This window comes from Bacillus sp. CD3-5 (assembly GCF_006349665.1).
GTDB classification, from domain to species: Bacteria; Bacillota; Bacilli; order Bacillales; family Bacillaceae_G; genus Bacillus_A; species Bacillus_A paranthracis.
In genome coordinates this window covers 414,913-430,183 of sequence record NZ_VEPX01000002.1, presented here as the reverse complement: position 1 = coordinate 430,183, position 15,271 = coordinate 414,913, and the positions used below count along the sequence as shown (strand labels likewise).

Here is a 15,271-nt window from a genome sequence, read left to right as displayed (position 1 = left end):
AAAGCTTTAAAGGGAGGAATTTCGTGACACATTTGCTAGAAACGAAAAATCTTAGTGTATCTTTTGGCGAGCATCATGTTATTAAAGATGTAAATTTAACTGTACAAAAAGGAAAACTCATTTCTATTATCGGGCCAAATGGTGCGGGTAAGACAACATTATTTAATTTACTAAGTGGACAGATTTCACCCACAACAGGTGAAGTGTATTTTAAAGGGCAAGATATTACAAAACTATCGATTTCAGATCGAACACGCTTAGGAATCGGTCGCTCTTTTCAGCTTACAAACATATTCCCAGAATTAACGGTACTTGAAAATGTCCGTTTAAGTGTTCAATCATTCGTACAAGATTACTATAGTTTTTTCCCGAGTCCAGCAAAATTAAAGCAACAAGTTGGAGAGGCGAGACGTTTCTTAAAAACAGTATTACTTCAGGAGAAAGAGAATGTATTAGCGAAAGATTTGGCACATGGAGAGAAAAGAAAGCTAGAACTTGCGATGTTATTAGCTTTAAAAACAGATGTGTTATTACTTGATGAGCCGACGGCAGGTATTTCGGTTGAGGAAGTCCCAGCTATACTACAAGTGATTGAAAATATTAAGAAACATCCAGAGAGTACAATTGTACTTATTGAACACAAAATGGATATGGTACTAGGTTTGTCAGACCATCTAATCGTTTTATTTCATGGAGAGTTATTGGCTGAAGGTTTACCCGAAGAAATTATGAAAGATGAGCGTGTACAAAGTGCTTATTTAGGGGGATTATATAGTGGCACTATTACAAGTGAATAATATAGAGACGTATTTAGATCAGTTTCATATTTTACAAGGGGTATCTCTTACTGTCGAGAAAGGAACGATTACTGTACTGTTTGGAAGAAATGGGGCAGGGAAGACTACGACGTTACGTTCGGTTATGGGGTTTCACCATATCGCACATGGTGAAATTTATTATGATCGTACACAAGTAAATGGATTGTCTACACATTTAATTTCAAGGAAAGGAATAGGGTATGTACCAGAAAATCAAGGTATCTTTCACGACCTGACAATAGAAGAAACATTCGCTCTTGCTAGAGGTAAGGGTGAAGAAGCGGAAGAAAAAATAGAATGGATGCTTGAACTATTTCCAGATTTAAAGCAATTTTGGCACAAAAAAAGCGGACTCCTAAGTGGAGGACAAAAGCAAATGTTAGCAATTTCAAGAGCATTTATTAATAGTGATGGTTTACTACTTATTGATGAGCCGAGTAAAGGCTTGTCCCCCATTATGATAGAAAAATTAATGATAGCTATTTTGAAAATGAAGGAGAAAACAACAGTTTTACTCGTTGAACAAAATTTTATGATGGCTAGTCAAATTGGTGATTATTTTTATATTATGGATAACGGAAAAATTGTTCATAACGGTTTTATGCATGAATTAAAAGAGGATAAGGAAATGTGTCACAAATATTTAGGAATCTCTTAACATGAATCCGGGGTGAGAAGGATGGATGTGTTAATCAATTTATTTGTAAATGGGATTTCAACAGGGATGCTCATTTTTTTATTAGCATCAGGTCTTTCACTTATTTTCGGTTTAATGAGTGTTCTAAACTTCGCACATGGTGGTTTATTTGCGTGGGGAGCGTTTACAGGTGTTTGGCTATTTAATATGACAGGGAGTTATGTGTTAGCTTTAATTGGAGCAATAGCTATGGGAATGTTCCTTGGATTTATTTTAGAAAGATTCCTTATTAGACCGGTATATGGAAATCATGTTCGACAGCTGCTTGTTACGCTTGGAGGAATGCTTGTACTTAGTGAATGTATTAAAGTATTTTGGGGACCAAATCCAATTGGGGCAAAGTTACCGTTATGGCTACAAGGAAGTTTTACGTTCGGAGGCGTTATATTAATTAAATATCGTCTATTCGTTATCATAATTGGGGTTATCATATACATTGCATTATTATTATTGCTCAAAAAAACAAAGATAGGTCTTATGATACGCGCAGGCGTAATGGATAAAGAGATGGTTCAAGCGCTCGGTATTAACGTAAAAGCGATATTTTCTTTCGTCTTTTTATTAGGCGCAGGAATGGCAGCGTTGGGAGGCTTCTTATTAGCACCGTATTCAGGCGTTATTTTCGCCGAGATGGGTATGCAGTATGCGATTTTGGCTTTCATAGTAGTAATCATTGGAGGGTTAGGAAGCGTACAAGGTTCAGCAATCGCTTCTTTAATTGTCGGATTGGCGGGTGCTTTTACAGCGTATTTTATACCGGATTTATCACTTGCAATCAATATGTTAATGCTACTGTTTTTCTTAATCGTGAAGCCAAATGGACTTGTTGGTGAAAAGGGGTGAAATGGTGAACAGCACATCAAATCGAATTAAAGTATACTTCGGAGTATGTATGCTCATTTGTTTAAGTGTATTTCCATTCGTAAATGATTCACGGAGCTTGTTAATTTTGTTCACTCAAATCTTCATCTTTGCTATTTTTGCAATGAGTTTTGATGTATTGCTTGGATATACAGGAATTGTATCATTCGGCCATTGTATGTTCTTTGGAATAGGAGCATATGGCGTAGCACTTTTATTTGATCGACAAGGAGTATCCATAACGAACTTTTTAATAGGGATAGTAGCTGCAATTATCATTTCAGCCATTGTTAGTTATATAATTGGTTTGCTTTCTTTACGGCTGAAAAGTCATTTTTATGCAATGTTAACACTTGCTATTTCACAGTTGTTTTTCGTACTTGCTGAAAAATGGCGTGGGCTCACTCACGGAGGAGATGGTTTTACATTTGGTGTACCAGACGTATTTCGTGATCGTTTTACGTTTTATTATGTAACACTTATATGTTTACTTATCATTTTTGTTCTGTTACGTCTTTTCACAAAATCTTCTATTGGAAAAGTATTAAAGGCAATTTCACAAAACGAGCAACGTGTTGAAGCACTAGGATATAAAGTTCTTCATTATAAAATTATTGCTAGCATTGTTGCAGGAGTAGTAGCTGCAATTAGCGGTGGTTTATTTGTTATCACTTTACGCTTTGTTAATACAACTGTATTTTCAATTGAAATGACATTAAATGCATTGTTGATGACGATGATTGGAGGCGTTGGAACGTTAATAGGAGCCATTGCAGGAGCTGGAATTATTGAATCCCTAAAATATTATTTATCAGAACTAGCTACAGAGTATCCGATCTTTGAGCGATGGACGATTATTCTTGGTGTATTGTACATTATCGTATTGCTAGTTTTCCCGAAAGGATTAGTTGGCACGGTTAAGGGACTGAAGAATATGAAACGGAATAAGAAGGAGAAAAGTGCAGAAGTGGAGCAAAATGTGTGAAAAATCAATTGTATAGAATATGAAAATCCCTCTTTTAGATTCGGAAAGGAGGGATTTTTATTGCTGTATGTAAATTTAGTTCTTTTATAAATATTATATTAATTAAATAGTTCATCAGGGATTTGTTTGAAAGAATTTTGATTCGTAAAGAAATGAACAGCTAATTTCTCAATTGGAACATCTTCAATTGGTACTAATTTATCATTTTTAATTGGTAAAAAGGCTATTCCTTTTCCGTCCTGAATAAACTCTTCTATAAGCGAATAAGAATCTAATTGTTGAAGTTGGCGCTGAGATAAATTATTTTCTTTTAGAAATTGTATCGTCTTATTCCTAAAAGGGCACTTTTTGTCATTACTAACGAAGAAGAGTTCCTTTGAAAATTCAATGGTACACTTTTCTTTCGGTTTTAATAAGCCGATAGAAATTGAAGTGGAAAATACTTTTTTAAACGATATGTCTGGGTAATCCTCATAAGTAATGACCATATCAACTTTTTGTTGCTGCAGTAATTTTTGCAAATGACTACTATTTTCTACATATATTTGATAACTCCTAAAATTTTCTTTAATGCGCTTGCTTACATAATTAGTCAAAATAGATTGTGACGTTGCGATTATATAAGAAGACCCACTTGTTTTAATTTTATTTTTTGCTTCTTCTACTAGCGTTAATATTTGATTTGTGTAGTCTAATAAAATGTCACCAGAAGGTAATAAAGAAACGCCTTTGTTATCTCTATGTAGTAAAGGTGTTTCTAACTCTTGTTCTAATTTTTTAATTCGCTCAGTTACGTTCGGTTGAACATACCCTAATTCTTTCGCAGCTTTACTAATAGAACCTTCGCTAGCTACAGTTTTGAATATAATAAGATCATTTATTTCCATTTATCACAGCCCCTTATACGATATCATTATAAATGATACCAAACATAATTTATACCTATTTTACGTTAGTCAATCATCGGTTTATCATTGTGTATATAAGATGGAAAGTGAGTGATAAACATGATTGGAATGCAATATAAGGTCATTTTGCCGAAAGATTATGATATGGAGATTATTAAGAAAAGGGTAAAGGATAATGGGTATAAAACGGATGGTTTTCAAGACCTGAATTTTAAAGCTTATTTAATTACTGAGGCAGATAAGGACGGAAATTTCTATAACTGTTATGCACCTTTATATATTTGGAATGGTCATGAAGGAATGAACAAATTTATCTTTGAAGGGTATTACGATAATATTTTACAATCTTTTGGATGGCAACAAATAAATATAGGTGTTCCATTAGTTGTTAATGTAAAGGGTGATTTTAAGAAATGTAGATATGTTGTTGAATATGAAGGAAGTATTTCTGCAAGTGAATCATTGAGTGGGATTCAATCTATCATTGTGGATCAAAAGGTAGAAAATTGTTTAGGAAATGTAATAGTATATAATCCAGATAAAGGGGGATATAGTAAGTTTAATTTTTATGAAGAAAAGCCTGATATGGTAACGAATAAAGGTACTACAGTATATGAGATTTTGCACATTTCACAATGATATCTTGTTGAATGCTAAATTAAGTAAAGGGGTGAAAATATATGCCTTTTGTGAACGTTTATTATCATGAAAATATATTAAATGAAGAAGAATTGAAAAAGATAGGTGAATGTATTCATCTTTCATTAATTAAACATTTTAACATCCCTGAAAATGATTTTTTTGAAATGTTTGTACCTTATCAACAAAATCATTTTTTATATGATCCATATTATTTATTAGAAAGAGGAGAAAAGAGAACAGAGAATATGATGTATGTTTCTATCACATGTGGACCAGGAAGAACGATAAAGCAGAAACGCGATCTGTATCAGTCAATATCTTTGAGGGTTTCTGAATGTTCTAGTATAAAAAGTGCAGACATTTTTATTACACTTAACGAGACAGCCGCTGAAAATTGGTCGTTTGGTCAAGGATTGGCGCAATTGGTAAAAGTGAAGGGGGAGTGAAATGATGAATGAATCCATTGAATATTGTATTCAAGAGAAAATGAGAGAAAAGGCACCTGCATTTGCTCATTATAGTGAAAAAATATTGTTCGAGGAAGTGTGGCGAGATGACACTTTAACATTAAGAGAAAGGAGTTTATGTACAGTGTCGGTATTAATCAGTCTTGGTAATACAGAACAATTACCATTTCATTTGCGACTGGCCAAACAAAATGGAATTAAAGAAAATGAAATGATTGCATTAATAACACATATGGCTTTTTATGTTGGTTGGCCCAAAGCAGTAGGCGCTTTACATATAGCAATGAATGATATGGAAAGTTAAGAATAACGATAAGAAAGAATTCATTTAAACATGAATTCTTTCTTATCGTTATTTATGTAATACTTTAATGAGATATTTTTCACTTTTTCTCTTGCTTTTTTATCACTTGCGTAGTAAAGTGATAGTAAGATTTACGATAGGAAGTGATCAAACATGCGTGATAATACGATAGGATCATTAATATGGTTACGTTTAATACGATTTACGAACCAAAGTAATCAGATGTCAAATGAGTTTTTAAAACGTTTTGATTTAACGACTGCTCAATTTGATGTGCTTTTACAAATACGTACGTATCAACCACTAACACAAATGGAGTTAGCTGAAAAGGTAACTGTTACACAAGGCGGCATTTCTCGAATGTTAACGCGTCTTGAAAAAGAAGGATATATAGTACGAAAACAAGATTGGAAAACGAAAACAATTAGTCTGACAGAGCAAGGGGAAGCTGCCTTAGAGAAAGCATTGCCAGAGCAACTTGCATTTCAATCATCTTTTTTTGATGATGTATTGAATGAAGAAGAACAGAAAATATTATACGAGCTAATGACGAAAGTTCATAAGCACAGTGAAAAAAAAGAATTACCGAAAGAGTAATTTTTTTTACAACATCAATTGACTAATCAAGTGATGTTGTAAACAATAGAGAAAAACATTGGACTTACAAAAGTTTTTAAAAGAGAAACTAATAACACTTCATTAAAGGAGAGAGTAATGATGGAAAAATACCGTATGAATACAAGTAAAGGAATGGAGTTTGGATTATATTCAATTGGGGATCATGTTTTAAATCCACATAACGGAGAGAAAATTAGTGCTGAACAAAGAATTTATGAATTAATTAAAACAGCAAAGTTAGCGGATGAAGCTGGACTTGATGTATTTGCTGTCGGTGAAAGTCATCAAACACACTTTACAACGCAAGCTCATACAGTTATTTTAGGAGCGATTGCGCAAGCAACGAAAAATATAAAAATTGCAAGTTCAGCAACGATAATAAGTACATCTGATCCGGTACGAGTATACGAGGACTTTGCTACACTTGATTTGATTTCTAATGGACGTGCAGAAATTGTGGCTGGTCGTGGATCTCGTATTGGGGGATATAGTTTACTTGGTTATGATGTGAATGATTATGAAGAGTTATTTGAAGAGAAGATGGATCTTTTATTAAAAATTAATAAAGAGGAACATGTAACATGGAATGGACAGTTCAGAGCACCGCTTGCGCATGCATCGGTTATTCCAAGAGCTAAAAATAATAACTTACCAATTTGGCGTGCAGTTGGTGGCCCACCAGCTAGTGCGATTAAAGCAGGACGTGCAGGTGTACCAATGATGATAACAACACTAGGTGGCCCAGCTATTAACTTTAAAGGATCAGTAGATGCTTACCGTGAGGCGGCTGCTCAAAGTGGATTTAATCCAGCGAGTTTGCCAGTTGCAACAACGAGTTTATTTTATACAGCGAAAAATTCACAAGATGCACTTAGTGAATACTACCCTCACATTAATGCTGGTATGCTTACGCTACGCGGTGGCGGGTATCCGAAACAACAATTTACAAATGCAATAGATTACCGTGACGCGTTAATGGTTGGTAGCCCGCAACAAATTATTGAAAAAATGCTTTACCAATATGAATTATTTGGGCAACAACGCTTTATGGCACAAATTGATTTTGGTGGCGTACCATTTGATAAAATTGAGAAAAACATCGAATTAATTGCTACTGAAATTTTACCGGCTATTAGAAAACATACAGCAAAATAAATTAAAAAATACCGAGAGTCTAATCGATTCTCGGTATTTTTTAATTTATTTTAGTTTGAAAAAATGACAAAAAAGTGAATTTTTAATCTGAAAAGAGGAGGTTATTTCCTATTTTTGAATAACAATATTTCATGTTTGAATTTTAGAAATACATTTTTCTCTTGACAAAAAAACAACGAAATTATCCATTGGTTAATAGGACATTTTTTCGTGGGAAAGTCAAGTGTATAAAGAGAGGAACGATTATTTTATTGATGCAAAGATAAGTCTCATATTAAAAAAACACATTTTATCGATAAGAAAAATCTAATTCAAAAAAATACCAAAAGACATATTTCAGACAAAATGATGTCAATAATACGTCAAAAATCAGCTGAATTTACTATGCAGGTATATTATACAATTCGATTAACGAATAAAACACTACAGAAATAGTGAAAAGGTAAAAAATAGCATTAAAATAGTTTGAAAAACTGAAACTTCGTATTTTTCGACAATACATACAAAATGTTTTTGTCTTTTCGTATTTCTTAATAATTGAGCTTGATAAGATTGCTCAATTAACTTTTATTATAAAAACTATGAAGGAAGTGATTGTAGTATGGAAACGCTCGAATTGGCACGAATACAATTCGCATCAACAACGATTTTCCATTACTTTTTTGTTCCGCTGTCTATTGGTTTAGCTTTTATCATTGCGTTAATGCAAACGTTATATGTAGTAAAGGGACAAGAAATTTATAAGAAGATGACGAAGTTTTGGACGCAAATATTCCTTGTTAACTTTGCGGTAGGTGTAGTAACTGGTATTCTACAAGAGTTCCAGTTTGGTATGAACTGGTCAACCTATTCACGTTTCGTAGGTGATGTGTTTGGTCCATCACTTGCAATTGAAGGTTTATTAGCATTTTTCATTGAGTCTACATTTTTAGGTTTATGGGTATTCGGTGAGGATAAATTACCGAAGCGAATTCACCTTTTATGTATTTGGCTCCTTTCAATTGGAACAATGTTATCAGCATTTTGGATTTTAACTGCAAGTGCATTTATGCAATCGCCAGTAGGATATGAAATGGCAGCAGATGGACGTGCACAAATGAATGATTTCTTAGCAATCATTCAAAACCCACAATTATGGGTACAATTCCCGCATACCATTACAGCGGCAATTGCAACTGGTGCATTCTTTATTGCAGGTGTGAGTGCATGGAAAATAACGAAAGCGCAAGAAACGGAAGTGTTTAAAAAATCATTCCGCATTTCTATCATTGTTGGAACACTTACAACTGCGCTAGTATTATTCTTCGGTCATGCGCAAGCGCAACAATTAATTAAGACACACCCAATGAAAATGGCAGCAGCTGAAGCATTATGGAATACGAGTGAAGATCCAGCGCCATTTACAGTATTTGCGAAAATTGATGCAGAGAAGAAAGAAAATTCGTTTGAAATTCAAATCCCTTATATGCTAAGTCTATTATCATATGATAAATTTAGCGGTCAAGTAGAAGGGATGAATCAAATTCAAAAGCAATATGAAGAAAAATATGGGCCTGGAGATTATATTCCACCAGTACACACGATGTTCTGGAGTTTTAGAGCGATGGTAATGAGTGGAACATTTATGCTTCTTCTAGGAGCGTACGGATGGTTCTTATCAAGAAAAGATCGATTAGTTGAAAAAACTTGGTATTTAAAATTAATGGTGTATGCAATTTCACTACCGTTTATCGGTAATACAGTAGGATGGATTATGACTGAAATGGGACGTCAACCTTGGGTAGTTTTCGGTGTTATGAAAACGGAAGATGCTGTATCTCCAAATGTTACGTTCGGAGAAGTGCTATTCTCTTTAGTTTCGTTCACATCATTATATTTAATTATAGGTGGAATTACAGTTTACTTATTCGTTCGTATTATTAAAGGACATGAGAATAAGAAAGCGAAACAGGATTCTCAAAGCCATGATCCATTTGATAAGGAGGATGAGTATGTTATCTCTTAATGAGTTGTGGTTTATTATTATTGCAATTTTATTCGTAGGTTTCTTTGTTCTTGAAGGTTTCGATTTCGGTGTAGGTATAGTTTCAAGGTTTTTAGGAGAAAACGATTTAGAGAAAAGAATATATTTAAATACAATTGGTCCATTCTGGCACGCGAATGAAGTATGGCTTGTTTGTGCAGGTGGCGCTATGTTCGCAGCATTCCCGCACTGGTATGCAACTTTATTTAGCGGGTTTTACATTCCGTTTGTATTTATGCTTCTCGCTTTAATTATACGAGGTGTTTCTTTTAAATTCCGTGCGAAAATAGATAATCATAAATGGAAAGGTTTTTGGGATTGGGGTATGTTTTTAGGGAGTTTACTACCTCCTATCCTTTGGGGAGTTGCCATTGCTAACTTTATGGTAGGTATTCCAATTGATGAGACTAAAAATGCTGTAGGTGGATTCTTACAATTACTTCATCCATTTGCGTTACTTGGAGGAGTTATGTTTCTTCTGTTATGTATTGTTCACGGATTGCAATTCCTTACTATACGTACAACAGGTAAGTTAAGAGAACGTGCACGTATTGCTGCGTTGAAAATTGCACCACTTGCAATTATAGCACTTCTTATTTTTGCCGGTGTAGGGTTATGGAAAACAGATATTTTCACTGGTCATGGTACAGAGTGGATTATGGTTCCAATCGGAGCTTTTGTAGCGTTATGTGCGTCAACATTATTAAACAAAAGAAGAAGAGATGGTTGGGCTTTCTTTATGACAAGTTTAACAATCATTTTACTAAGTGCAAGTGTGTTTGCTGGCATGTTCCCACGTGTCTTAATTAGCTCGTTAGGGTCAATATACGATTTGACAATTTATAATGCAGCATCAGGCGATTATGCACTAAAACTGATGACGTATTTTTCAATTGCTATATTGCCATTTGTTTTGGGAAGTCAAATATGGAGTTTCTATGTGTTTAGACAACCTGTTAAGTCAGATAAAGATTTGGAGTACTAATGAAAAGAAAAAGAGGACTTCCGTCGTATCCTGGTAGCCGAGTTTTATATGTAGTGCTAACAATCATTAGCATGTTAGAAGCTTTTAGTATTATTGCACAAACAGTGTTTTTAGCGAGGGCTATTACGTTTTTATTTCAGGGAGAAGCAGTGCAATCTATGTTAAATGAAACTGTTTATTTTGGAATCACGTTTGCAGTACGTCATTTGCTAGTTCGAATGTCACAAATATTAGTGGAACGTTTCGCTGAAAAAACAGGATCGCTACTGAGAAAACAATTAATAGAGGCGTATTTCACATTAGGGCCACGGTATGTTCAAACTGTTGGAACAGGTCATCTGGTTACCTTATCGATAGAGGGTATTGAGAAATTTAAAACATATATTGAATTAACAATTCCTAAAATGATTAGAAGTAGTATCGTACCAGGACTAATTGTACTATATGTTTTTACACTAGATATTGAGTCAGGAATCATTTTAGTTGTAACGATTCCTATCGTAATTATTTTTATGATCCTACTAGGATTAGCAGCGCAGAAAATGGCGGATAGCCAATATGAAACATATCGTGTTCTTTCTAATCATTTTGTAGATACGCTAAAAGGATTAGAAACATTAAAGTATTTAGGTCAAAGTAAACAACACGAAGGAAAGATTGAAAAAGTAAGTAAAAGATATAGAAAAGCAACGATGCGTACTTTGCGGGTTGCTTTTCTTTCTTCATTTGCATTAGATTTCTTTACGAGTTTATCAATTGCATTTGTAGCGGTCGGATTAGGGATACGTTTAATAGATGGAACAATTGTACTATTGCCAGCCCTTACGATTTTAATTTTAGCTCCGGAATACTTCTTACCGATTAAACAAGTTGGAGCAAATTATCATGCTACGTTAGATGGACAACTTGCAATGGAGCAAATAGAAGAGATTTTACAGCGACAAAAAGAAATAGGGAAGAAAGAATCTAATGTAGACTTAATATGGAATTCAACTAGTAACTTGAAATTACAAGATGTAAAAGTAAAGAATGATGAATCTGAAAAAGCTATATTAGAGGGAATTGATTTTACTTGGAAAGGCACTGGCGCTATAGGTGTAATTGGTGAAAGTGGGGCAGGGAAATCGACTTTAATCGACGTATTAGCAGGGTTTTTAACTCCTTCGGGTGGAAAGATGATTGTAAATGGTGTGGAAATTGACGGGTCTACTCGTGAAGAGTGGCAAAAGAATATTGCTTATATTCCGCAGCAACCTTATATTTTCCCGCTTTCATTAAAAGATAACATTTGTTTCTATGAAACAAATACAACTGATGAAGAAGTGGAAAGAGTTATGAATGAAGTCGGTCTTCGTTCACTTGTTACATCGCTTCCAAATGGAATGTATGAAAGAATTGGAGAAGGTGGGCGTATGCTGAGTGGCGGACAAGAACAACGTGTCGCAATGGCACGAGCCCTTTTAAGTAAAAAGCCAATTATTTTATTAGACGAGCCTACAGCACATCTTGATATTGAAACTGAATTTGAAATAAAGCAAGCGATGTTACGTCTGTTTGAAGGTAAGTTAGTATTTCTTGCAACGCATCGTCTTCACTGGATGAAACAGATGGATCATATTTTTATTTTAAATAAAGGGAAAATGATAGAAAGTGGAACGTATGAAGAGCTTTTAAAGAATGAGGCATTACATTTTCCTAGGAAAGAGAGGGGATAGAGATGAGTAACTGGATTAAACCGTATATACAGCAAAATAAAGGTAGAATGACTGTAACTATTTTCCTTGGTCTTCTTGGAGTTAGTTCAGGGGCGATGTTACTTTTTATTTCAGGTTATTTAATCTCTAAATCTGCTCTTAGACCAGAAAATGTAATGGCAGTTTATGTACCTATCGTTGCAACACGTGCGTTTAGTATAGGACAAGCGGTATTTCATTATTTAGAGCGTTTAGTTGGACACGATGTTGTATTACGCATATTAGAAAAGATGAGAACGAAACTATATGGGATAGTAGAACCACAGGCGTTATTTTTCCGTTCGCGATTCCAAACGGGTGATATGTTAGGGGTATTATCCGAAGATATAGAATATTTACAAAACCTATATTTACGTACAATATTTCCTAGCATATTAGCATTAGTCGTATATAGCATATTCGTACTTGTTATCGGTACATTTGACGTAGTGTTTGCACTTATTGCAGCATGTATGTTGGCTATTATCGTTTTTCTTCTTCCATTTATATCATTACTTTTAATGAAGAAACATCATGTTACTTTAAAGCAAGGAAGAAACCGTTTGTACCAACAACTAACAGATGCTGTTTTTGGATTATCTGATTGGCAAGCAAGTGGTAGAAAAGATGAATTCATTGATAAGTATGTAGAGCAAAATGATCAGTTGTTAAAAATTGAGAAAAGAATGAAGCGCTGGAATCATATTCGGGACAGTATCATTCAATTAGTAGTAGGGATTGTAGTCATTTCAATGATCATATGGACTGGAAATGAGGTGGCAAGTGAACAGATTGCACCTACTGTTATTGCAGCTTTCGTCTTAATGACGTTATCTGTCACAAACGCGTTAATTCCTCTTTCAGATGCTATCGATCGAATTCCATCATATGTAGAATCTGCACATCGTCTCAATCAAGTAGAAGGTAATGGTGTTTTACAGGATGAAAAGGAATTACCTAGAGATAAAGATTATGTTGCACCAAAACATATAGACATTGAATTAAATCATGTATCGTATAGTTACCCACATAGTAATGAAGTTGTATTGAAAGACGTATCATTACAAATAAAAGCAGGAAAAAAAATCGCCATTTTAGGAAGAAGCGGAACTGGAAAATCTACTTTGTTAAAATTGTTAACAGGTGCGCTAAGCCCGTTACATGGTGAAGTTTTATTGAATAGTGAACATGCTCATACGAATCTTTTATCAAAATATATTTCTGTATTGAATCAAAAGCCGCATTTATTTGATACGACAATTGGAAATAATGTGCGAATCGGCAAACCAGAGGCTACGGATGAAGAGATATGGAAAGCTTTAGAGAAAGCACAATTAGCTTCGCATATTGCTACTCTTCCAGATGGATTACAAACGAAAATGCATGAGATGGGAAAAAGGTTTTCTGGCGGGGAGAGACAACGAGTTGCTTTTGCTAGAACGCTAATGCAAGAAGCACCAATCATTGTACTAGATGAACCTACAATCGGCTTAGATCCAAAGACAGAATTATCTTTAATAGAAACGATGTTTTCTGCAACGGAAGAAAAGACAGTAATTTGGATTACGCACCATCTTGTAGGAATTGAGCATGTTGATGAAGTAATATTCCTTGATCGTGGTCAAATTGTGATGCAAGGTAGTCATGAACAACTTCTGAAAGAAAATGAGAAGTATCGAAGACTATATGAGTTAGATAAAGGAATATAGTTTGAATAAGTAATAATTGTAAAAATAGCTACGCCTAATGGTGAAGCTATTTTTTATTTTGAAATGATTATTTTATTCTTTTTTTGATGGATGGCAAATGTATAGGATTGTTACGAATGAAAAATGAATTTCATATTATACATATAATGGAGGGGATATACGTGAAGGAGCAGTATAAAATTATTGTTTTAAGTGATGAATTATCAAGGGAGAAGATTCAAAATACATTAGACAAAAATAAATGTAAAACAATCGTTCATCTTGTAGACGTTTCAGCTATTGTTCAAATAGAAAATTCTTTTCAATATATAGTCATTTGGAGAATGGACGCAGAAAAACTTACAAATGAATTGATAAATAGGGGCGTGCAAAGTTCAAAAATTATTAATTTAACAAAATACATGTATGAATGGAGGAATAAATTAATTTCTATCTATCAAATAAATCCGGATCTTATGTCTTTATATATTGCTATGAAAAAAGCAAAGAGTGATCCAACGTATGAATTGTTTGCGACAGGTTTATCTTACCCGCATTGTGGTATAAGTACGGAGATCCTCTCAAAAAAGTCAATAAAATTTACACTTCCATCGCAAGACCTGTACTATGATTATTTAATAGCGTCACAACTGCTATCAAACGATCATTCCTTTCAATATTGTTTGATAGGAATAGCCTATTTCTCTTTTTACTTTGACATGTCGTTATCATCTGAAGCATATAGAATTCACAAAGTATATTATCCATTGTTTCAAGATGGTCATCATACTGTAGTTCACTCTCCTCTACCCACTGATGGATTCTCCCATCTAAATACTCCGAAACCACTTCTTTCTATTTTTAATTTGCATTTTGAATATATTTTATTAGATAAACTAAAAGATGAATCATTGATACTGCCCTGGATAAATGCTGAATGGAATACTACTCCTCTTCATATTCCTTTTGAAGAACACGGGAAAATAAGAGCGGCTTCACATGCTAAATTGGCGTATCCTCAAACTTTAGTTGAAAATAAAATAATTTTTAAAAAATATTTAGAATTACTGTTAAAACATGATATAAAACCACTAATTGTTGTATTTCCTGTTACTTCACATTATTTCAATTGTAGTAGTAAGAAATTAAAAGAAGATTTTTATAATGTTATGAACGATTTTCAATCTCAATATTCTTTTCAAATTATAGATTTATTTGATTCACCATTATTTTGCGATGATGATTTTTATGATAGTGATCATATGAATAAAAAAGGTGCAAATAAAATGTCCATGTTATTAAATATGTTTATTCAGGAACGAAAAGTATGATAATTTGTTTCATGTTTGCATAAAAGTATATAGGCTCCATACAGTTAAAGTAATGT

The 15,271-nt window shown here is 33.9% G+C and carries 15 protein-coding genes; 14 read left to right on the top strand and 1 reads right to left on the bottom strand.

The genetic code is table 11. From position 1 onward, the window contains the following. Positions 1-23 precede the first annotated feature (23 nt). Genes FH036_RS07245 through FH036_RS07230 form a run of 4 tightly spaced genes read left to right on the top strand, consistent with a single transcriptional unit; the run spans position 24 to position 3,361 of the window. Positions 24-797: an ABC transporter ATP-binding protein gene (locus FH036_RS07245; RefSeq protein ID WP_000149327.1), complete on the top strand. Its 774-nt coding sequence runs from the start codon at positions 24-26 to the stop codon at positions 795-797. Next, entirely contained in the window at positions 775-1,476 is a 702-nt protein-coding gene (locus FH036_RS07240; protein ID WP_001196703.1) for a branched-chain amino acid ABC transporter ATP-binding protein, read from the top strand. Before FH036_RS07245 ends, FH036_RS07240 begins: the two co-directional genes overlap by 23 nt. 21 nt (positions 1,477-1,497) lie before the next feature. Beyond that, positions 1,498-2,358, top strand: a complete 861-nt coding sequence (locus FH036_RS07235; protein ID WP_000382789.1) for a branched-chain amino acid ABC transporter permease — start codon at positions 1,498-1,500, stop codon at positions 2,356-2,358. Between the two features lie 49 nt (positions 2,359-2,407). Then, positions 2,408-3,361: a branched-chain amino acid ABC transporter permease gene (locus tag FH036_RS07230; protein ID WP_061536843.1), complete on the top strand. Its 954-nt coding sequence runs from the start codon at positions 2,408-2,410 to the stop codon at positions 3,359-3,361. A 98-nt stretch (positions 3,362-3,459) separates the two neighbouring features. Here FH036_RS07230 and FH036_RS07225 read toward each other — a convergent pair whose 3' ends face one another. Further along, positions 3,460-4,248 (bottom strand): LysR family transcriptional regulator, encoded by a 789-nt coding sequence (locus FH036_RS07225; RefSeq protein ID WP_070805789.1) that lies wholly within the window; start codon positions 4,246-4,248, stop codon positions 3,460-3,462. A gap of 120 nt (positions 4,249-4,368) precedes the next feature. Between FH036_RS07225 and FH036_RS07220 the strand changes: the two genes are divergently transcribed. From FH036_RS07220 to FH036_RS07175, 10 genes are all read left to right on the top strand, one after another. Beyond that, the gene (locus FH036_RS07220; RefSeq protein ID WP_139895574.1) at positions 4,369-4,908 is read left to right on the top strand and encodes a DUF4865 family protein; all 540 of its coding nucleotides are present in this window, start codon (positions 4,369-4,371) and stop codon (positions 4,906-4,908) included. 41 nt (positions 4,909-4,949) lie between these two features. Next, a complete protein-coding gene (locus FH036_RS07215) occupies positions 4,950-5,357 on the top strand; it encodes a tautomerase family protein (protein ID WP_001117246.1) in 408 nt (135 codons plus the stop codon). Position 5,358: 1 nt separating this feature from the next. Further along, entirely contained in the window at positions 5,359-5,682 is a 324-nt protein-coding gene (locus FH036_RS07210) for a carboxymuconolactone decarboxylase family protein (RefSeq protein ID WP_000980847.1), read from the top strand. 153 nt (positions 5,683-5,835) lie between these two features. After that, on the top strand, positions 5,836-6,279 hold the full coding sequence (locus FH036_RS07205) for a MarR family winged helix-turn-helix transcriptional regulator (RefSeq protein ID WP_001205516.1): 444 nt from the start codon (positions 5,836-5,838) through the stop codon (positions 6,277-6,279). 120 nt (positions 6,280-6,399) lie between these two features. Then, positions 6,400-7,455, top strand: a complete 1,056-nt coding sequence (locus FH036_RS07200) for an LLM class flavin-dependent oxidoreductase (RefSeq protein ID WP_139895573.1) — start codon at positions 6,400-6,402, stop codon at positions 7,453-7,455. A gap of 601 nt (positions 7,456-8,056) precedes the next feature. Continuing rightward, on the top strand, positions 8,057-9,460 hold the full coding sequence (gene cydA / locus FH036_RS07195) for a cytochrome ubiquinol oxidase subunit I (protein ID WP_000448885.1): 1,404 nt from the start codon (positions 8,057-8,059) through the stop codon (positions 9,458-9,460). After that, positions 9,447-10,463, top strand: a complete 1,017-nt coding sequence (gene cydB / locus FH036_RS07190; protein ID WP_000950061.1) for a cytochrome d ubiquinol oxidase subunit II — start codon at positions 9,447-9,449, stop codon at positions 10,461-10,463. Before cydA ends, cydB begins: the two co-directional genes overlap by 14 nt. Then, positions 10,463-12,178, top strand: coding sequence for a thiol reductant ABC exporter subunit CydD (gene cydD / locus FH036_RS07185; RefSeq protein WP_139895572.1), 1,716 nt, complete (start codon positions 10,463-10,465; stop codon positions 12,176-12,178). The genes cydB and cydD overlap by 1 nt, the downstream gene beginning before the upstream one ends. Before the next feature lie 2 nt (positions 12,179-12,180). Beyond that, the gene (gene cydC, locus FH036_RS07180; protein ID WP_139895571.1) at positions 12,181-13,905 is read left to right on the top strand and encodes a thiol reductant ABC exporter subunit CydC; all 1,725 of its coding nucleotides are present in this window, start codon (positions 12,181-12,183) and stop codon (positions 13,903-13,905) included. A gap of 161 nt (positions 13,906-14,066) precedes the next feature. Beyond that, the gene (locus FH036_RS07175; protein ID WP_139895570.1) at positions 14,067-15,215 is read left to right on the top strand and encodes a hypothetical protein; all 1,149 of its coding nucleotides are present in this window, start codon (positions 14,067-14,069) and stop codon (positions 15,213-15,215) included. Positions 15,216-15,271: the final 56 nt, after the last annotated feature.